The 18,122-nt window shown below is 42.3% G+C and carries 21 protein-coding genes; 6 read left to right on the top strand and 15 right to left on the bottom strand.

Annotated features, from left to right (window positions below):
- Positions 1-109: 109 nt before the first annotated feature.
- Both UFB30_RS14025 and UFB30_RS14030 read right to left on the bottom strand, forming a co-directional pair.
- Positions 110-286, bottom strand: coding sequence for a hypothetical protein (locus UFB30_RS14025; RefSeq protein ID WP_322422328.1), 177 nt, complete (start codon positions 284-286; stop codon positions 110-112).
- Positions 287-350: 64 nt separating this feature from the next.
- Positions 351-1,211, bottom strand: a complete 861-nt coding sequence (locus UFB30_RS14030; RefSeq protein ID WP_322422329.1) for a nucleotidyltransferase-like protein — start codon at positions 1,209-1,211, stop codon at positions 351-353.
- A 153-nt stretch (positions 1,212-1,364) separates the two neighbouring features.
- Between UFB30_RS14030 and UFB30_RS14035 the strand changes: the two genes are divergently transcribed.
- A complete protein-coding gene (locus UFB30_RS14035; protein WP_322422330.1) occupies positions 1,365-1,730 on the top strand; it encodes a YgzB family protein in 366 nt (121 codons plus the stop codon).
- 38 nt (positions 1,731-1,768) lie between these two features.
- Here the strand turns inward: UFB30_RS14035 and perR are convergent, their stop codons facing one another.
- From perR to UFB30_RS14055, 4 genes are all read right to left on the bottom strand, one after another.
- The gene (gene perR / locus UFB30_RS14040) at positions 1,769-2,215 is read right to left on the bottom strand and encodes a peroxide-responsive transcriptional repressor PerR (protein WP_322422331.1); all 447 of its coding nucleotides are present in this window, start codon (positions 2,213-2,215) and stop codon (positions 1,769-1,771) included.
- 315 nt (positions 2,216-2,530) lie between these two features.
- Positions 2,531-4,072 (bottom strand): AbgT family transporter, encoded by a 1,542-nt coding sequence (locus UFB30_RS14045; RefSeq protein ID WP_322422332.1) that lies wholly within the window; start codon positions 4,070-4,072, stop codon positions 2,531-2,533.
- 320 nt (positions 4,073-4,392) lie between these two features.
- Entirely contained in the window at positions 4,393-4,863 is a 471-nt protein-coding gene (bcp, locus tag UFB30_RS14050) for a thioredoxin-dependent thiol peroxidase (protein WP_322422333.1), read from the bottom strand.
- A gap of 47 nt (positions 4,864-4,910) precedes the next feature.
- Positions 4,911-5,315, bottom strand: a complete 405-nt coding sequence (locus UFB30_RS14055; protein WP_322422334.1) for an ion channel — start codon at positions 5,313-5,315, stop codon at positions 4,911-4,913.
- Between the two features lie 79 nt (positions 5,316-5,394).
- Here UFB30_RS14055 and UFB30_RS14060 point away from each other — a divergent pair, with 79 nt between their 5' ends.
- Together UFB30_RS14060 and UFB30_RS14065 are read left to right on the top strand one after the other, a co-directional pair.
- Positions 5,395-6,681, top strand: a complete 1,287-nt coding sequence (locus UFB30_RS14060) for a glutamate-1-semialdehyde 2,1-aminomutase (protein WP_322422335.1) — start codon at positions 5,395-5,397, stop codon at positions 6,679-6,681.
- 136 nt (positions 6,682-6,817) lie between these two features.
- Complete coding sequence (locus UFB30_RS14065; RefSeq protein ID WP_322422336.1) at positions 6,818-7,933, top strand: FUSC family protein; 1,116 nt, start codon at positions 6,818-6,820, stop codon at positions 7,931-7,933.
- A gap of 37 nt (positions 7,934-7,970) precedes the next feature.
- On the opposite strand, the gene UFB30_RS14070 is transcribed toward UFB30_RS14065, so the two are convergent.
- The 6 genes from UFB30_RS14070 to mutY form a co-directional block, all read right to left on the bottom strand.
- Positions 7,971-9,716 carry an ABC transporter ATP-binding protein gene (locus UFB30_RS14070; RefSeq protein ID WP_322422337.1) on the bottom strand — a complete coding sequence of 582 codons (1,746 nt, stop codon included), beginning with the start codon at positions 9,714-9,716 and terminating at the stop codon, positions 7,971-7,973.
- 371 nt (positions 9,717-10,087) lie between these two features.
- Positions 10,088-10,633: a nucleoside tri-diphosphate phosphatase gene (gene ntdP, locus UFB30_RS14075; protein WP_322422338.1), complete on the bottom strand. Its 546-nt coding sequence runs from the start codon at positions 10,631-10,633 to the stop codon at positions 10,088-10,090.
- A 132-nt stretch (positions 10,634-10,765) separates the two neighbouring features.
- Positions 10,766-11,002: a YgaB family protein gene (locus UFB30_RS14080; RefSeq protein WP_322422339.1), complete on the bottom strand. Its 237-nt coding sequence runs from the start codon at positions 11,000-11,002 to the stop codon at positions 10,766-10,768.
- A gap of 129 nt (positions 11,003-11,131) precedes the next feature.
- Positions 11,132-11,308, bottom strand: coding sequence for a gamma-type small acid-soluble spore protein (locus UFB30_RS14085; RefSeq protein WP_322422340.1), 177 nt, complete (start codon positions 11,306-11,308; stop codon positions 11,132-11,134).
- Between the two features lie 58 nt (positions 11,309-11,366).
- A complete protein-coding gene (gene fabL / locus UFB30_RS14090) occupies positions 11,367-12,113 on the bottom strand; it encodes an enoyl-[acyl-carrier-protein] reductase FabL (protein ID WP_322422341.1) in 747 nt (248 codons plus the stop codon).
- 15 nt (positions 12,114-12,128) lie between these two features.
- On the bottom strand, positions 12,129-13,226 hold the full coding sequence (mutY, locus tag UFB30_RS14095; protein ID WP_322422342.1) for an A/G-specific adenine glycosylase: 1,098 nt from the start codon (positions 13,224-13,226) through the stop codon (positions 12,129-12,131).
- A gap of 131 nt (positions 13,227-13,357) precedes the next feature.
- Here mutY and UFB30_RS14100 point away from each other — a divergent pair, with 131 nt between their 5' ends.
- Positions 13,358-14,341 carry a metal-dependent hydrolase gene (locus UFB30_RS14100; RefSeq protein WP_322422343.1) on the top strand — a complete coding sequence of 328 codons (984 nt, stop codon included), beginning with the start codon at positions 13,358-13,360 and terminating at the stop codon, positions 14,339-14,341.
- Between the two features lie 219 nt (positions 14,342-14,560).
- On the opposite strand, the gene UFB30_RS14105 is transcribed toward UFB30_RS14100, so the two are convergent.
- Positions 14,561-14,824 (bottom strand): YfhJ family protein, encoded by a 264-nt coding sequence (locus tag UFB30_RS14105; protein WP_322422344.1) that lies wholly within the window; start codon positions 14,822-14,824, stop codon positions 14,561-14,563.
- Positions 14,821-15,156 carry a YfhH family protein gene (locus UFB30_RS14110; protein ID WP_039808107.1) on the bottom strand — a complete coding sequence of 112 codons (336 nt, stop codon included), beginning with the start codon at positions 15,154-15,156 and terminating at the stop codon, positions 14,821-14,823. Before UFB30_RS14110 ends, UFB30_RS14105 begins: the two co-directional genes overlap by 4 nt.
- 96 nt (positions 15,157-15,252) lie before the next feature.
- On the opposite strand from UFB30_RS14110, the gene UFB30_RS14115 reads away from it, so the two are divergent.
- Positions 15,253-15,912, top strand: coding sequence for an SDR family NAD(P)-dependent oxidoreductase (locus UFB30_RS14115; RefSeq protein ID WP_322422345.1), 660 nt, complete (start codon positions 15,253-15,255; stop codon positions 15,910-15,912).
- 39 nt (positions 15,913-15,951) lie between these two features.
- On the opposite strand, the gene recX is transcribed toward UFB30_RS14115, so the two are convergent.
- Entirely contained in the window at positions 15,952-16,755 is an 804-nt protein-coding gene (gene recX, locus UFB30_RS14120; protein ID WP_322422346.1) for a recombination regulator RecX, read from the bottom strand.
- A gap of 162 nt (positions 16,756-16,917) precedes the next feature.
- Between recX and UFB30_RS14125 the strand changes: the two genes are divergently transcribed.
- On the top strand, positions 16,918-17,823 hold the full coding sequence (locus tag UFB30_RS14125; RefSeq protein WP_322422347.1) for a TIGR01777 family oxidoreductase: 906 nt from the start codon (positions 16,918-16,920) through the stop codon (positions 17,821-17,823).
- Positions 17,824-18,122: the final 299 nt, after the last annotated feature.

Below are 18,122 nucleotides of genomic sequence, written 5' to 3' on the forward strand. Positions count from 1 at the left end.
TAGTTTTCAAGGTTCAAGTACTTCTTTTCGCTTTCTTCTTTATAAGGAAGAAATGCGGTGTTGCTCTCTCAAGCGACTTTCTTATATTAGCATAATTTATTTAGCTGTGTCAATAAGTTTTTTGAATTTTATTTTGTCGCGTTACCGCCGCCTCATCAGCGACGTTTATTATCTTAACAAGGGACTCCAAAAAGATCAATAGCTTTTTAAAAAGTTTTTCAAAAAACATGTTTTCAGACAATTCAATGCGTTCAACATGCAGCTTTTCAGATCCAAACGTCGTCATAAACATAATGCCTGCTGATACTTTTAAAGATAAAAGAGTAGGCTCCCGCCCACTCTTTTCAATCTCATACATAGTAATGTCTATGAAAGATCCCTTTGCCTTTTGTCTCTACAGGCTGGGTATTAATTTTACCTTTATCCAAAAGGAATTCAATCATAACTGCAAGGTCAACAGAATAATAGCTCAGCTCTTCATGCAAGTGAAGCTCCTGAAAACTCCAGCTGTCCTTTTCTTCCATTATACTAACGAGGTGACTTGAACCAACTTCCATTCTCGAATGAATCAGGAACTCACTGGCAAGAAATAAAAGCTCAAGTCTTTTTTCAAGACTTTCTTCGCTATTCACAAGCTCCTCATACAGCTTGTAGATCTCGGGCTCAATTTGTCTCACCTGATTCCAGACTGTTACTTCAGGATGAAATCCGTTTTCAATCACAGCAAGTCTGGCTAAATGGTGCAGTGAATGTACAACATGGTTATAAGCGTCGAGAAAATGTTTTGATTCAAAAAATGATTTACCATCCATATATCTTCTGATCAGCTTGGCATATTCAATACCCATTTTTATTTTACGTCCATAGAATGGAAAGTCTTTTAATTCCTGACGAAGTTGATCGATAAATTCATTGCGATCAAAAACAGCTCTTCCATTCAAAAGCCAATCTACAACTTTCCGGTTTGATCCGAGCAGCAGCCATTCTCTCAAACGTGCTTCGGTTACGATATGCATAGCCGCTTTTTTGTCTTCATATGTGTAATGCTTAATAAATATTGGCTTTTCCGCTTCCTTTACAATGATCAGCAGAATGGTATCGAATGTATCAGTAATGGGGCTTTTTTTATCGCGTTTTTCCATAATGACAATGCCTAATGTGTTAGTCTGACTGGCCCGCTCCTGATAGATCGGACGTAAAATATCTTCCATGTGTAATGGCTCCTTCACTTTTAAGTTGCTCACCTACATCTATTCGACAAAAGCTTTTGAATTCCTTCATGTGATTTCTTAATTAATCCGTCACGAATTCATTATTTTATTACCGGTTTTCTATGATATAGTAAAAGTTCAGGAGGGACAATTATGGCAAAAACTTATTCAAATAAAATTAATAAAATCCGTTCCTTTGCACTCGCCCTGATCTTTATCGGTGTGATTGTCATGTATGGCGGAATTTTCTTCAGAGATAACCCGATTGTTATGCTGATTTTCATTACGCTTGGTATGCTTTCTATTTTATTTAGTATGGTGGTATACTTCTGGATCGGAATGCTGTCGACTAAAGCGGTCGTCGTCACCTGTCCAAATTGTGAGAAACAGACAAAGGTACTTGGGCGCGTGGATATGTGTATGTACTGCCGGGAGCCTCTAACACTTGATCCGAACCTTGAGGGCAAGGAATTCAGTGAGGATTATAATAAAAAGAAAAAAGAATCAGCTCAAAACTAATTAAAAAAGCAGCTCCTTTTAAAAAGGAACTGCTTTTTTTAATGTGCGGCAGACTTTGCTTCGCACTCTTTACATGTGCCGTATACTTCCATGCGGTGATTATTTACTTTAAAACCTGTTACGTGAGAAGCCAGATGCTCAACCTCATCCAGACCAGGATAATGGAAATCAACAATTTTTCCGCACTCTTCACAAATCGCGTGATAATGATCAGTGGTGACAAAATCAAAACGACTTGAAGAATCTCCGTAAGTAAGTTCTTTTACAAGTCCTACTTCACGAAATACGCGCAGATTGTTATAAACGGTTGCCACACTCATGTTAGGAAACTTACCTTCTAGTGCTTTATAAATCTCATCAGCTGTCGGGTGTGACATAGCGCCTACCAGATACTCCAAAATCGCATGACGCTGAGGAGTAATACGTACTCCAGTCCCTTTCAGTGAATCTAATGCATCTCTTAACTGCACTTCTGACACCGCCATGCACCTTCTTTCTATATAAAGTCTTTCTTTATAATCTTTATAAATAGTGTAACTGTCATTTATTATATTTGTCAAATATCTATCAGTTTGTCTTTACTAAATTTGGCTGGTGATTTCCGCTCCAGGGGGACGCTTTCCGTGGCCGGGCGGTGAGCCCGCAGGCTTCGCCATAGCCTCACCTGTCCCTTCCTGCCACAGGAGTCGCCCCCTTCCGCTACAATTACCATCTGTACAAAAACACTGATGGTCTTTTAAAGAGTGATAAATTTAGAGATGAAGAAAGGACTCCCTGTAAAAGGAGTCCTTTTTAAATGATTAGTTATCATAGAATACATTTGCACCTGGTCCAAGATCAATACCAGTGTACATAAATACAAGCAGCATGATGACCCATACAATAGAAAATACAATTGTATAAGGAATCATTGTTGCAATCAGTGTACCGATTCCAACTTTCTTATCATACTTCTGAGCAAATGCAATGACGATTGCGAAGTATGGCATCAGCGGTGAAATAATGTTTGTTGTTGAATCTGCGATACGGTAAAGTACCTGCGTGAATTCAGGTGCATATCCAAGCTGCATCATAATCGGAACAAATACCGGTGCCATGAATGCCCATTTGGCAGATGATGAACCGATAAAGAGGTTGATCACACCAACGACGAACATAAAGGCAAGTACGAGTAGCATACCATCAAGACCCGCATCACTTAACCAGCCTGCTGCGTTATACGCAAAGATCTGACCGAGATTACTAGTGTTGAAGTAAGCAACAAACTGACCTGCTGCAAATGCAAGCACAATGTACATACCCATTGTCGCCATCGTGTCGCCCATTTGATCTGCAACATCAGTATCGTTTTTAATCTTCTTCGTTACAAGTCCGTATACAAGTCCTGGAATCAGGAAGAAGATAAATAGAATTGGCACAAGCGTCTGGAAGAACGGTGCATTCAGAATATCGTCATTCGGAAGCCCTGCACGAAGAGGTCCCCATGATGGAACAACAAGAAGCGCAATCAGTGCTGAGGTTACGATGATTGAAATAAGTGCCGCCCAAAGACCTTTTTTCTCTTCAGGACGAACCGTTGTCATATCTTCGCCTTCTTCACCTGCATAAGTACCTTTGTAAGTGCCAAGGCGCGGTTCTACGATTTTTTCTGTAACAAATGTACCTGCAACTGTCAGCAGGACAACTGAAGCGATCATAAAGTAGTAGTTCATCAGAATATTCATGCCTTCAGCATAACCTGCATCAACTGTAGCTGCTGCTGCAATTGTCAGATCACCTAAAAGCGGATCGAGTGATGTAACCAAAAGGTTTGCAGAGAAACCTGCTGATACACCGGCAAATGCTGCTGCAAGACCAGCCAGCGGATGACGGCCAAGACCAGCGAATAGTACCGCTCCAAGCGGAGTAAGTACAACATAACCTGCATCAGCAGCCATTGATGACATGATACCGCCGAATACAAGTGCTGCTGTTAACAGTTGTTTAGGTACTGATGTAACAAGTGCTTTCAGTGCTGCTGAGATCAGACCTGATCTTTCAGCAATACCAATACCAAGCATTGTAACAAGTACAGTTCCGAGTGGTGCGAATCCTGTAAAGTTTGATACTGCTGACTCAAACATATACAGAATACCTTCGGAGCTTAAGAGATTAAAAACTGCAATCTCTTCACCTTCAGCATTTTCAACAGTCCAGCCTAATGCTGAACCAAGTGCTGAAGCTAATACGACCATCGCTGCAAAAAGAAAGAACAGCGTTACTGGATGAGGAAGCTTGTTACCAACGCGCTCGATTCCATCAAGCCCTTTGGTAAAAAAACCTCGCTTTTTTGTAGCGTCCATCAAATCCCCCACTTTTTCACAAGAATCAATTTTCTAAAAACTTACCTGACGACAGGTAAAGTCATTATAAAGATTGCTTTCATAAATTTAAACCCTTACAGGAATATCCAAAATAAAAACAATATTCTCATGATTAAAAAAATGAGGCTCGGACAACTTGTCTGAGCCTCATAAAATCGTTTCGCTGCGCTTCAATCGGACGCTTTCCGGACGGATGTTTCTGTGTCTCAGCTATCCTCTATTCGTCACGGAGTCTCCGCCTTCCTCTCCACTACACTACACTATCAATTGATATAGTTTTGTTTAGATCCTAAATTTTATTAAGTATTATCTCTCAAATATTGAAGTGTCTCTTCGACGTGCCCCTTTACTCTCACGCCGCGCCATTCATTTAAAATGGTGCCATCCTTATCAATTGCAAAGGTTGAACGCACAATACCCATGTATTCTTTTCCGAAATTTTTCTTGAGCTGCCATACGCCATAATCTTCAGCAACTTTGTGGTCTTCATCCACAAGTAATGTGAAAGGCAGATCATGTTTATCAGCAAACTTTTTGTGTTTTTCCTCAGGATCCGGGCTGATTCCTAAGATCACGGCATCCAGCTCTTCAAATGACTCATGGTGATCTCTGAAGTCACAGGCCTGCGTTGTACATCCTGGTGTCATATCTTTCGGATAAAAATAAAGAACCACCTGCTTTTTCCCTTTAAAATCAGACAGGGAAACTTCAGATCCATCCTGTGTTTTCAGCTTGAAATCAGGTGCTTTCTGTCCTTTTTCTGCAGTCATAATATTCCCTCCTCAATCATCATAACTACAGCATAACCAACTGACCTTTATTTATCAAAAGTTTGACTGTCAGACTTAGCAATCAGTGTCCAGATAACTGTGACTGGCAGAACCTGTCCGATAAATGCTGCTGCCACTGCGACTGCCCGTCCAGTACCTTCAGGAATCATTTCCCCGTTACCAACCGAAAACAGCATCATTGCACTGAAGTATAGCATGGTCATAAAAAGGTCCAGAAATGAATAGGTGTTTACAGGTTCAACGGCCTTTATGCCCTCTATGAGCATAACAGTATAAATAACCGCAAAACCAATTAATAAAACCGTGTATGTTAAGCTTAAATAGACGAAGTTTCTCAGTGAAAAGATATACCCTTCCCATGGGAGCTTCAATAACGAGTTAACTGAGAAAACCATGATACATGTTGTTGCGATGACAAGCAGCCACCCCATGATCCAAGCGCTCCTTTCGTTTGCAGATCTAATTTGATCATATTACAATACGAAGGAGTCAATGACAGGAGGATATAAAATGAAGCATACGAATTCAGAAGCGCTACATAGTGAAGCACTCGAACATATTGTAGGTGGTGTTAACAGCCCGTCAAGATCGTATAAAGCAGTAGGAGGCGGTTCACCCGTTGCGATGGAAAGAGGGAAAGGTGCTTATTTCTGGGATGTTGATGGCAACAAGTATATCGACTACCTTGCAGCATACGGCCCGATTATTACCGGACATGCCCACCCGCACATTACAAAAGCCATCACACACGCAGCTGAAACAGGTGTACTTTACGGAACACCGACAAAGCATGAAGTCACTTTCGCCAAAATGCTGAAAGAAGCGATGCCGGCAATGGAAAAAGTACGTTTCGTCAATTCAGGTACAGAAGCAGTAATGACCACAATCCGTGTAGCAAGAGCTTATACAGGCAGGGATAAAATCATTAAATTTGCAGGCTGCTACCACGGGCACTCTGACCTTGTACTTGTTGCGGCCGGATCAGGTCCCGCTACGTTAGGTACACCTGATTCAGCCGGTGTTACGAAAAACATTGCAAGTGAAGTCATCACAGTTCCATTTAATGAAATTGGACCATTTAAAGAAGCACTTGAGAAATGGGGAGATGAAATTGCAGGTGTCCTCGTAGAACCGATTGTCGGGAACTTCGGTATCGTTGAACCTGCGGAAGGCTTTTTACAGCAGGTTAATGAATTGACTCATAAAGCCGGTGCACTGGTCATTTATGATGAAGTCATTACTGCTTTCCGTTTTATGTATGGCGGCGCTCAGGACCTGCTTGATATCAAGCCTGACCTGACAGCAATGGGTAAAATCATCGGCGGCGGACTGCCCATTGGCGCTTATGGCGGCCGTGTTGATATTATGGAACAGATCGCTCCGCTCGGCCCTGCATACCAGGCGGGCACAATGGCTGGTAATCCTGCTTCTATTCAGGCAGGTATTGCATGCCTTGAAGTTTTGAAGCAGCCTGGTGTGTATGAAGAGATGGACCGCCTTGGCCGGATCCTGGAAGAAGGCATTCTTGCTTCTGCCGAAAAACATGATGTGACCATCACGGTTAATCGCCTGAAGGGTGCACTCACGATCTACTTTACTGATGAAAAAGTTGTGAATTACGAGCAGGCCGAGGCAACGGACGGTGAGACCTTTGCACGCTTCTTTAAATTAATGCTTGAACAGGGAATCAACCTTGCACCATCAAAATATGAAGCCTGGTTCCTGACGACTGAGCATACTGAAGAAGATATCAGACAGACACTTGAAGCAGTGGATACTGCTTTTTCAAAATTATAAATATGACTGATGCAAAAGGAGGCATTTTCCCGGTGAAAACGCCTCCTTTTTTTCAATGTCAATTTCTTGTTTAATTCTCTTGCAGTAAGCAGTGATCCAATGTATATTACTACTATTGCCAGGCGCAATAATAAACGTGAGTTACGTAAAGAAAGGACTTATTTTATACATGAAGCTTGGAGCCCGCGTATTAAAAACGGGAATTGCAATTGTCCTTGCTCTCTTTTTAGCTGAACAGCTCGGCCTGCCGACTCCGATTTTTGCCGGGATCGCAGCGGCGTTTGTCGTTCAGCCGACAATCTACCGTTCATTTGTCTCAATTCTTGAGCATATTCAGGCAAATGTCATCGGTGCAGTGGTTGCGATTGTTTTTGTATTACTTTTTGGCAATGATGTTGTCGTCATCGGTTTTGCTGCTGTCATTGCGATTACAATCATTTTGAAATTGCGGATTGAATCGACCATTGGTCTGGCGCTTGTTACACTGATTGCGATTATGGAAGTGCAGAATGAGGATTTCATCACTTTTGCATTACTGAGATTTGCAGCCATCATACTTGGTGTATTGTCATCATTTATTGTTAATCTTATTTTTTTACCGCCTAAGTATGAAAACAGACTGTTCCACCATATCTCAACAACAACTGACGATATGATCAAATGGATCAGACTGAGTACACGTCACGCTACTGAGCACCAGCTGCTTAAAAAGGATATTGAAAAGTTTAAAGAACGATTAATGAAGATTGATCAGATTTATCTTTTATATAAAGAAGAGCGCGGGATTATTAAAAAGAATTCCGTTGCAAAGACCAGAAAACTGGTTGTATACCGTCAGATGATTTCTACCGAGAGAAGAAGCTTTGAAATCCTGAAGCGGCTGCATCGTTTTGAAAATGATATTCATCATGTACCAGAATCACTGCAGCTCATTATTCAGGAGCAGCTAGATTGCCTGATGAGTTATCACGAACAGTTACTCATGCGGTTTGCCGGTAAAATTAAGCCTGCCATTGATAATGAACAGATTAATCATACGTGCATGAACCATAAAGAATTAACGGATATCTTTATGAAGGAAGTTAACAAAGCACGTGATGAAGAAGAAAATAGCGGGTATCACCTGCTACATGTACTGTCTGCGATGCTTGAATATGAAGAGCATCTTTCTCACCTTGATACGCTGATTGCATCGATGCAGTGTTATCATCAGGAGGACCAGGAAGTGCAATTACAGGAACGCGATATATAAAAAATGCGATTGGGGAGCTCCCCAATCGCATTTTTTGTTATTCACCGAGCTGTTGTACCTGAAACAGGTTATAGTATAGACCCTTTTTCTCCATCAGCTGGTGGTGTGATCCACTTTCTGCAATCTGCCCGTGATTAATGAGAATAATCCGGTCTGCATGGGTAATCGTTGATAATCTGTGTGCCACAATAAAAGTGGTGCGGTCTTTTGCGAGCTTTTCAATTGAATCCTGAATCAGCTGCTCACTTTCAAGGTCCAGCGCTGAAGTTGCTTCATCCATAATCAGGATTGGCGGATTTTTAAGAAATACTCTGGCAATGGCAACCCGCTGCTTCTGACCGCCCGAGAGCTTCACACCTCTCTCTCCCACTTTTGTATGATAGCCTTCCGGAAGTTCCATAATAAAGTGGTGGGCATTTGCTGCTTTTGCCGCTTCAATCACTTCTTCATCGGTTGCTTCAGGATTTCCCATTTTAATATTCATCATAACCGATTCACTGAAAAGAATATTATCCTGGAGAACCATTCCGATCTGATTTCTCAGGCTACGCGCCTGAACATCACGGATATCAGTGCCATCAAGCAGCACTCTTCCTTTTGTTACATCATAAAATCGTGGGATCAGACTGACAATGGTAGACTTACCGCCTCCACTCATACCGACAAACGCAACCGTTTCCCCGGCACGCACATGAAGGTGAACATCTTTTAAGACATCTTCTTCTTTTTCATCATAAGTGAAAGAAACATGGTCAAAGACGACTTCGCCTCTGACATTCATAACTTCTTTCGCATCAGGTTTATCATCCACATCATACTTTTCATCAACGAGTTCAAATACGCGATCCATTGATGCGATTGATTGAACGAGTGTTGTTGAGCTGTTTACAAGTCTTCTGAGCGGATTGTATAAACGCTCAACGTAAGCGATGAATGCAACCATCACACCAAGTGTCAGGTCGCCGTTGATTACACTGTATCCTGCATACCCAATCACAATCAGTGGTGCAATATCCGTAATGGTATTCACAACGGCAAACGCTTTTGCATTCCACTTTGTCTGATCAATTGCCTTATCCAAAAAGTTACCATTACGCTGATCAAACTGCTTTTGTTCATGCGGTTCAACTGCAAAACTTTTGATCACGCTCATTCCCTGCACCCGTTCATGAAGGTATCCCTGTACCTCTGCAAGTGCCTGAGAACGATAACGCGTTAATGAACGAAGTCTGCCGAAAAAGTATTGTACTGAAAATGCATATAGCGGGAAAACGATCAGTGAAACCAACGTCAGCTTCACATCATAGCTGAGCATAATCCCTACTGCAATCAGAATGGTTGCAACATCAAGCCAAAGGTTCATCAGTCCTGTCATGACAAAGTTTTTTGTCTGTTCGACATCATTGATTACCCGGGAAATAACTTCACCTGCACGTGTATTAGCATAATACTTGAAACTCAACTTCTGCAGGTGTGAAAACAGCTGATCTCTGATATCAAACAGAATCTTATTACTTGTCCATTGTGCAAAGTACTGTCTGTAATACTCAACTGGCGGACGCATTACCACAAACAGGATCATCGCCCCGCCTATAATCCAGTATAGCTGGTTCAGTTTTTCATCTGCGCTCATATCCCCGTTCACAATATCATCAATGACATATTGAATCAGTACCGGTATTAACAGGGGAATGGCAAATTTGATTACACCTATGATCAGTGTAAAGATGATCTGCCATTTGTATGGCGCAACGAATTTCATATATCTTTTTATACTGTCCATATAGGTTCCCCTCCTTATATAATATAAAAATTTCATAATATAGACTTTATTTAAGTTGGCTGATAATTTCCGCTTCAGGGGGATGCTTTCCGCGGACGAACGCTCAGGCCAGGCAGAAGATCACTGCCTTCCGGGGTCTTTCACGATCGTTTTTCCGCAGGAGTCGCCCCCTTCCGCTTCAATCACCAGCTGTGCAAGTAAGCAGATGAATTCTATCAAGCAATCATTTTTAAATTAAATTGTTAAATTCAATTAATGTGTATTCACGCCTGATGACCGGAGATTTAGTCTCTCTGCTAACCATCAGCCAGACTTATATAGATATAAACATAAAAAAACCTGTTGAAACTGGCCAACAGGAATGGTCGTGTTCATTCTTTTAAGCGATATCTTTTTTGGAATTGATATCTGCTGTGCCAGACATCGATAAAGTCAGGTGCAAAAGGACCTCTTCTTTGCTTAATCCAGCGAATCAATTTATCAACATTACGCTGAAGAATTCTGTCGATCACCGGCGGATATCCCATCAGCTTCCTGTGTTCTTCATACTCATCTTCATCAAGCAGTGTATATGACATGTCAGGATATACTTTAATATCAAGATCATAATCAATATATTTCACTGCCTTATCCTCATATACAAATGGTGAACTTAAGTTGCAGTAATAATAAACCCCGTCTTCCCGGAGCATACAAATAATATTAAACCAGTGTTCCGCGTGAAAGTAACAGATCGCAGGCTCTCTCGTCAGCCATGTACGTCCGTCGGATTCCGTCACAATTGTACGGTCATTTCCTCCGATGACAATATTTCTTGTTCCTTTAAGGACAGTCGTTTCCTGCCAGACCCGGTGAATGAGCCCATCATGTTTGTAGCTGTGTATTTGTATACTCTGCCCTTCTACTGGTAGCGTCATCCTCCATCTCCTGCCTTTGAATAAGAAATTTACATTTTCCTGATGAATGTCAGGTCCGCTCATGTATGTATTTCACTATTATAACCTTTTCATAAAAAAAGAGCCACCCAGACGGGCAGCTGCAGTGAGATTCTATTCTGCTGGGGTGTTGACGACTTCATTCATCTGCTGATCAAACATTTCCTGTACGTCTTTCAGTCTGCAATCCAGCTCCTGAAGCTGAACGTGGAGCTGTTCTGCTGAATCATGAATTTCCATCTTCATCAGAAAATCTCTCATCTTCTTCTTCTTCTCCAGTTCTGCATACAGGTGCAGCAGTTCTTTTGCGGTTTCCATTTGCTGATAGACCTTTTCTTTAAATGCATTCATATGTTAAAATCCCTCCCGATAAGTTAAGATTCAACTTTTCTGTTGATTTCCCTTTGACTCCTTTTGTCACATCGGGATAAAAATAACGACAAAAAAACCGCCCTGAGGCGGTTTTTTCGACAACCGTTATTAGCGGTTATTCTGCTGGTTCTGGTTTCCTTTATTAGCTTCAGATTGCTTGTTCTGCTGCTTCACTTCTGCAGCATTTGTTTCTGAAGCGAACTCTTCAGCAAATGCACCTGCATTTTGCTGCTTTACTTTTTCAACGTTAGTGCCGGCTTGTGTTTTGTTTGGCTGTTTTTTCATTGAGATCTCACCTCCGTGAAACTTAATATGTTCAGGAGGGAAAGATCTTATTCATGAATTACACAAGAAGTGATCTTCCGCCGTCTACAATGATTGTCTGACCGCAGATCATGGATGAATCATCTGATACCAGGAACAGAATCGTCTTCACGATATCATCAATTTCAACCATTCTGCCTGCCGGTGTTTTACTTCTTGCATCCTCAAGAAGCTCCTCCCGATTCGGGAAATGGGTCAGTGCTTCTGTATCAATCGCGCCACCGGATACGGCATTTACAACAATTTTTTTAGGTGCAAGCTCTACTGCCAGGTAGCGTGTTAATGCTTCAAGCGCTGCCTTTGAAACGCCGACTGTTGTGTAATTATCCAGGTAGCGGATTGAACCAAGTGATGAAATGCTGACGATTCTTCCACCATCTTCCGGCATCAGCTTTACTGCTTCCTGTGCACAGAATAACAGCGCCTTACTATTAATGTTCATTGTCCAGTTCCAGTGGGATTCTTCAAGCTCCATCGCCGGACGGAGAACGCCTGAAGCAGCATTATTAATGAATACATCAAGTCTGCCGAAATGCTCTTTTACCTGCTCGAACATATATTTAATCTTTTCATTATCTCCAACATTCGCACGGACAATCAGAACTTTACGTCCCATTTCCTCAATCTGTGCTGCTGTTTCCTGTGCTGCTTTTTTGCTTCTTGCATAGTTGATGACGATATCATATCCTTTTTCAGCCAGTGCAATTGCGGCTGCTTTCCCTACACCTCTGCTGCTTCCTGTTACTAAAGCTACTTTGTTTGTCATGTTTTGATCTCCTTTTTACGTTAACTCTTTCCAGCGGTTTGCAATCTTCCTGTGTGAAACAGGCATGGCAAGCTTTTCAATGTCATCTTTTGATACCCATTGAGTCTGTTCAGGCAGTGCTGTATCTGATTGATTGACTGTCGCTCTTCCAACCTGCATTTTCCAGATCAGATGCGTGAATATATGATCCTGAACCATCCATTCTTCATCAATGATCATCGCGTCAACGTGATAATCAGATGATAAAAGTTCTGTCATTTGCACACCGGTGTCCGTTCCGTTTCTCTCAAAGCTTGGGAACTCCCACATATTTGCAAGGAGTCCCTGCTCCGGTCTTTGCGTGACGAGCACCTCACCCTTTTTATTTTCTGCGATAACCGTCAGCAGTTCAACCGTTTTTGCAGCTTTCTTTTTACTTTTCACAGGAAGCTCCTGCTGGGTCCCTTCTTCAAATGCCGCACAGTGAGCCTGAACCGGACACAGGAAGCATGACGGTGATGTAGGCGTGCAGACAATCGCGCCAAGCTCCATTAATGCCTGATTAAAATAAGATGGGTTTTCTTTATAAATCAGCTCTCTTACTCCCGCTTCAAAAATCTTTCTTGAAGACGGTTTCGCTATATCATCCCATATAGACAGAATGCGTGACATGACCCGCATGACATTTCCATCTACTGCGGGTTCAGGCTTTCCATATGCAATGCTCAGGATTGCCCCCGCTGTATAAGGACCGACTCCTTTTAGCGCTGAAATATCTTTCGGATTATCCGGTACAATTCCAGCGTAAGTCTCATGTACTTCCCTGACAGCAGCCTGCAGATTTCTGGCTCTTGAGTAGTAACCAAGTCCTTCCCATGCTTTTAGCACCTGATCTTCCGGTGCATTCGCCAGAGCTTCTACTGTCGGGAATTGCTCCATAAAGCGGTTATAATAAGGAATCACTGTATCCACTCTGGTCTGCTGGAGCATGATCTCAGAGACCCAGACTCTGTAGGGATCCTGATTTTCTCTCCATGGAAGATCTCTCATCTCCTCTTCAAACCAGCCAACGAGGTCTTCTCCAAATTTTTTGGCATTTACCTTTTTTATTCGCTTTTCTAGTTCTTCATTCATAAATATCCATCCTTTATGTTAAATCGCCTGAATTCAAGGGAATAGTCTAATGTTAGGCAGATCGTTTCTTGCAATATATAATTGAAATGCGACATAATAAAAAAACCGGGATGTAAAGGAGGGGTTGCAAATTGGATACTGGTACGCACATCGTAATGGGTTTTGCAATCGGCGGTCTGGCTGCCATCGATCCAGTCGTCGCCAACGACCCTGCAACTGCCCAAAGTGTTTTAATCGCCGCAGTCATCGGCTCCCAGGCACCTGATGCTGATACGGTTCTGAAGCTTAGAAATAATGCGGTATATATCAGACATCACCGCGGTATCACACATTCCGTGCCAGCTGTTATGCTGTGGCCAATCGCCATTACTGCAGCCATTTATCCATTTTTCCCTGAAGCAAACCTGCTTCATTTATGGTTATGGACTTTCCTTGCAGTATTTCTGCATGTATTCGTCGATATATTTAACAGCTACGGTACACAGGCACTCCGTCCTTTTTCATCAAGGTGGGTAGCGCTTGGTGTCATCAATACATTTGACCCGATTATTTTCGGGATCCATATCATCGGACTCATCATTTGGGGATTTGGTGCAAATCCGGTACCGACTTTCCTCATTATGTATGCGGTAATCGTCGGCTATTATATCGTCAGGTTCATGCTTCAATCTGCAGTTCGCCATTCAATTAAAAATACGATACCTAAAGCAGACAATGTTATTATCGCACCTACGATCCGCTTTTACCAATGGCGAATCGCTGCGGAAACGAAAGAGCATTTTTATGTGGGACGTGCTTACGGACGATCAATTACCATCTACGATAAATTCAAAAAGAAATCAATTCCTGATAATGAAATTTTTCAAAAAGCGAAAACTGATCGCAATGTTTCAGCTTTCCTGTCATTTTCACCATTGTACCGCTGGGAACTGAGTGAAGGTGATGATCAGTATGAAGTCAGGTTTATTGACTTGAGATACCGGAGTAATGATCATTATCCATTTGTGGCAGTTGTCCAGATGGATAAGGACCTTGAGATTCAGAGCTCTTATACAGGTTGGATCTTCAGTGAAGAGAAGCTGCAGAAAAAACTGGATATTCTTCCGAATGAATGATGAAGAGCCTGGGACAACTGTCTCAGGCTCTTTAACCGTTTCGCTGCGCTTCAGGCGGACGCTTTCCGGACGGAGCTTGCTGAGCCTCCTCGCCTTCGGCTGCGGGGTCTCAGCTTCACTCTATTCGTCCCGGAGTCGCCGCCTTACGCTTCGCTACACTAAGGTTTCTGTACTTTGTAGCGTTACTTTTTGAATGATCTAGCTTTATCCACCCGTTTTTTAATGAATATCATCATTCTTCAAAATCGCTGCATACTTTTCGTTCATTGCAGCGACGTCACTGATCCTGTCACCGTAGTTATCAATCCACTGTTCCACGATTCTCTTAGACATTTCTTCTCCATGATATTCATAGCCTGCTTTTGCATACGTTGCTTCGAAATCTTCTTTTAACAGATCAATGAGCATACCGGCTTTTTCTTCAGAAAGTGATGGGTCTTTCAATCTGAGCTTATCAATTAATGCCTGTTTCTCTTCACTCATGATTGACCTCCTTTTTTATTCTCAAGCAGGGAGATTGGCAGTGCTTCAAGCTCTCTTTCCCCGCCAAGTCTGTAGCCCCATGCAAATACACCGTTCAGATAATCAATTTTGAAATACTTACCCGGATCATTTTTAATCGCATAGACTTCCTGCTTTTTAAAGTCTTTTGGATTCAGTAAATAAGCTTCAGCCATAATCGCTTTTCTTTCTAATACGGCGAATTCATTTACAATCCCGAGCGCTTCTGCCTTACGCGCTTTTTCTTTGAGCTGGGCAATTTCCTGTTTCAGCTCGTGTTCGGTCATTGTACTGTATCTTTTTTCTGTGGACATGTTAAACACCTCATGAGCATTATAATGGACGGGCTGAACAAAATCACGGATTGTGGTAGGATTTTGTTTATAAACGATTCACAAAGGAGCTTTCAAATGGCTAAAAAAATTGCTTTAATCACAGGTGCCGGTTCCGGTCTTGGAAAAGAACTTGCGCTGTTATTCGGCCAGGATTATCACATTGTACTTGTTGGCAGAACTGCTGATAAGCTTGAAGACGTGGCATCATTTCTATCTGAAAGTACTGTCATAACTGCTGACGTGGCGGATCCCTCTTCTATCCAGAAGCTTTATGAACAGCTGTCAGAAAAGAATCTGTTGCCGGATCTGCTGGTAAATAATGCAGGGGTTGGCCACTTCGGAAGAGCTGAGAGCTTAAGCTATGATCAGCTGAATGAAATGATGCATATCAATGCTATCGGTCCAATGCTTTTAACGAATACGCTGCTGGCTGATATGAAAAAGAAAAAGAGCGGTATCATTCTGAATATCCTTTCTACCGCTGCGCAAAAAGGAAAAGTGAATGAAACCGGTTATGTTGCTTCGAAATATGCGTTCAGGGGCTATTCAGAAAGCCTGGCAAAAGAGGTTGCCCAAGATGGCATTCGTGTCGTCAGAGCTTATATGGGTGGGATGAATACGCCGTTTTGGGATCATAATCATTATGTTTCAGATCCTGACAGACTCCCTGATCCAAAAGAAATCGCTGAAAGAATTTATCATCAGATGGATCAGGATGAAATTCAGGCATCCTGACATATGCCGGCTGGTCGTTTTTATCAGGATCAGCCGCTTTTAATCTTCTTCCCTCAGCTCTTCAATCGCCCATTCAATTTCATCCATTGTAAAGCCTTTACGATATAAAGCCTGTTTCATTCTTTGTTCATATTCAAATCCTTCAAACTTACGGGCATATTTGTTGTGCGCTTTTTTCGCCTGGGCTAAAACAGCTGTTTTCTGTTCATCTTCATCCCTTTCAACAGACAGGTCTGCAAGGACTGCAGAAACCGTCTGCCCGCTGTACCCTTTTCTTGCGAGCGTATCCTGGGTTTTCTTTTTAATCTGCAGTGGTGACAGCTTTGGGTTTTTCTTTATGACTTTATCCATAATCGCTGCCGCCCGCTCCTTCCATTCTTCAGCTAACCTCTCACTCATCAAAGCCTCAATGATCTCGTTAGAAATCCCCTTTTCTTTCAGACCGGTTTTGATCTGAAGAGGCCCTTTATCAGTGGTATTCACTTTTGTATTAATAAATGCTTTCGCAAATTCTTCATCATTTACATAGCCGTAGTGTCTGAGCTTATGGAGCGTCTCCTCAATTGCCGCTTCTCCCATTTCATGCTCCAGTAAATAGTCAGCAATTTCTTTCTCAGACCGCATCCGGTAACTCAAGTAGACAAGCGCCTTATTGAAACCCTTGCGGATCTGATCCTCATACTCAATCTCACCTATATCAAAATCATCAATTTCTTTATTTTTCTGAAGCTGATACTGGACTAAGACAGCTTCATCCACACTAAATGCATACTTGCCATCAAGAAATATATTATAGCGTTCTTCATTACGCTTTTGCTTTGTGATCTTTGTAATAACAGGCATGGGAAACACCTCCAACCAAACAATATCATATTTTTCTGAATAACGCTTTGTACGGATTCAAAAATCGCAAAACACATTATTACACCATGCCACACATGTAAAGAAGGGATTCAGGGTATGAGAGTTGAAAGAGTATTTATTAACAGTGCTGGAGGGATTTAGATGAATATTTTATTAAGCGGAGGAACCGGCTTTGCAGGCAGATCCATTACAAAGTTACTGACTGATAAAGGACATGATGTATTTATCCTCACCAGAAACCCTGATAAGGAAAACAAGCCACACGTAACTTATATCAAGTGGCTTGCAGATGGCGCAGCACCTGAAGAGGAACTGCCAAAAATCGATGTGGTTATAAACCTTGCAGGTGAATCAATTAACAATGGCAGATGGAACGATGAACAAAAGAAAAAAATCTATGACAGCCGGATGGAAGCAACAGATGAGATCCTCAGGCTGATCCGGGCATTTGACGAAACGCCATCAGTGCTTGTCAATGCAAGCGCAATCGGCATATACCCGCCATCTGAAACGAAAATTTATACTGAATCCTCAAATGAAAGAGGAGACGACTTTTTGGCTGAAACTGTTGTGGACTGGGAGTATAAAGCAAAGCTCGCTGAAGATGAAGGTGTCAGAGTCGTATGCGCGCGCTTTGGTATCATTTTAGGAAAAGATGACGGTGCACTTCCTAACATCGTGCTTCCTTATAAAATGATGGCCGGCGGCACAGTCGGTACAGGAAGGCAATGGCTTTCATGGGTGCACCACGAAGACGTGGCAAGAGCAGTGTGGCATGCAATTGAAGACGAAACCCTCGAAGGTCCGGTTAACGTAACTGCACCTAATCCAATGAAAATGAGAGACTTCGGCAAAACAGTCGGCACCGTCCTCAACCGCCCGCACTGGATGCCGGTACCAGGCTTTGCGCTGAAACTTGCTCTTGGCGACAAAAGCTCACTCGTTCTTGAAGGCAACAAGGTACTCCCTAAGGTACTTGAAGAACACGGATTTACATTTAAATATCCATTGCTCCATGATGCTTTAAAGGAGATTTATGATAAATGAAAAAAGAGGTCGAGACATTTGTCTCGACCTCTTTTATCGTTCCGCTGCGCTTCAGGCGGACGCTTTCCGGACGGAGGTTGCCAAGCCTCCTCGCCTTTGGCTGCGGGGTCTCGGCTTCCCTCTAATCGTCCCGGAGTCGCCGCCTTACACTCCACTGCACTATGTTTTACTTTTAAAATTTAAAAGGTAATTGCATGATAAAAGTTATAACTCTTACTCCAAAATAAAACTTCTCTTACGAATACAAGCTTAAGTATAAGGTACAACACCAGCAGCGCCTTGGAGGGCAGGACGTAGAC

It is taken from the genome of Jeotgalibacillus haloalkalitolerans (genome assembly GCF_034427455.1).
Lineage (GTDB): Bacteria > Bacillota > Bacilli > Bacillales > Jeotgalibacillaceae > Jeotgalibacillus > Jeotgalibacillus haloalkalitolerans.

What these genes read in the sequence shown, in the direction of transcription:
- ntdP (WP_322422338.1), bottom strand. Translation starts at nt 10,633, where the DNA reads ATGACGCTACCAGTAGAAGGGCAGAGTATACAAATACACAGCTACAAA.
- mutY (WP_322422342.1), bottom strand. Translation starts at nt 13,226, where the DNA reads ATGAATGAAGAACTAGAAAAGCGAATAAAAAAGGTAAATGCCAAAAAA.
- UFB30_RS14115 (WP_322422345.1), top strand. Translation starts at nt 15,253, where the DNA reads ATGGCTAAAAAAATTGCTTTAATCACAGGTGCCGGTTCCGGTCTTGGA.
- UFB30_RS14105 (WP_322422344.1), bottom strand. Translation starts at nt 14,824, where the DNA reads ATGAGTGAAGAGAAACAGGCATTAATTGATAAGCTCAGATTGAAAGAC.
- perR (WP_322422331.1), bottom strand. Translation starts at nt 2,215, where the DNA reads ATGGCGGTGTCAGAAGTGCAGTTAAGAGATGCATTAGATTCACTGAAA.
- UFB30_RS14025 (WP_322422328.1), bottom strand. Translation starts at nt 286, where the DNA reads ATGACGACGTTTGGATCTGAAAAGCTGCATGTTGAACGCATTGAATTG.
- UFB30_RS14035 (WP_322422330.1), top strand. Translation starts at nt 1,365, where the DNA reads ATGGCAAAAACTTATTCAAATAAAATTAATAAAATCCGTTCCTTTGCA.
- UFB30_RS14085 (WP_322422340.1), bottom strand. Translation starts at nt 11,308, where the DNA reads ATGAAAAAACAGCCAAACAAAACACAAGCCGGCACTAACGTTGAAAAA.
- UFB30_RS14060 (WP_322422335.1), top strand. Translation starts at nt 5,395, where the DNA reads ATGAAGCATACGAATTCAGAAGCGCTACATAGTGAAGCACTCGAACAT.
- UFB30_RS14030 (WP_322422329.1), bottom strand. Translation starts at nt 1,211, where the DNA reads ATGGAAGATATTTTACGTCCGATCTATCAGGAGCGGGCCAGTCAGACT.
- UFB30_RS14080 (WP_322422339.1), bottom strand. Translation starts at nt 11,002, where the DNA reads ATGAATGCATTTAAAGAAAAGGTCTATCAGCAAATGGAAACCGCAAAA.
- UFB30_RS14055 (WP_322422334.1), bottom strand. Translation starts at nt 5,315, where the DNA reads ATGGGGTGGCTGCTTGTCATCGCAACAACATGTATCATGGTTTTCTCA.
- bcp (WP_322422333.1), bottom strand. Translation starts at nt 4,863, where the DNA reads ATGACTGCAGAAAAAGGACAGAAAGCACCTGATTTCAAGCTGAAAACA.
- UFB30_RS14110 (WP_039808107.1), bottom strand. Translation starts at nt 15,156, where the DNA reads ATGTCCACAGAAAAAAGATACAGTACAATGACCGAACACGAGCTGAAA.
- fabL (WP_322422341.1), bottom strand. Translation starts at nt 12,113, where the DNA reads ATGACAAACAAAGTAGCTTTAGTAACAGGAAGCAGCAGAGGTGTAGGG.
- UFB30_RS14125 (WP_322422347.1), top strand. Translation starts at nt 16,918, where the DNA reads ATGAATATTTTATTAAGCGGAGGAACCGGCTTTGCAGGCAGATCCATT.
- recX (WP_322422346.1), bottom strand. Translation starts at nt 16,755, where the DNA reads ATGCCTGTTATTACAAAGATCACAAAGCAAAAGCGTAATGAAGAACGC.
- UFB30_RS14045 (WP_322422332.1), bottom strand. Translation starts at nt 4,072, where the DNA reads ATGGACGCTACAAAAAAGCGAGGTTTTTTTACCAAAGGGCTTGATGGA.
- UFB30_RS14070 (WP_322422337.1), bottom strand. Translation starts at nt 9,716, where the DNA reads ATGGACAGTATAAAAAGATATATGAAATTCGTTGCGCCATACAAATGG.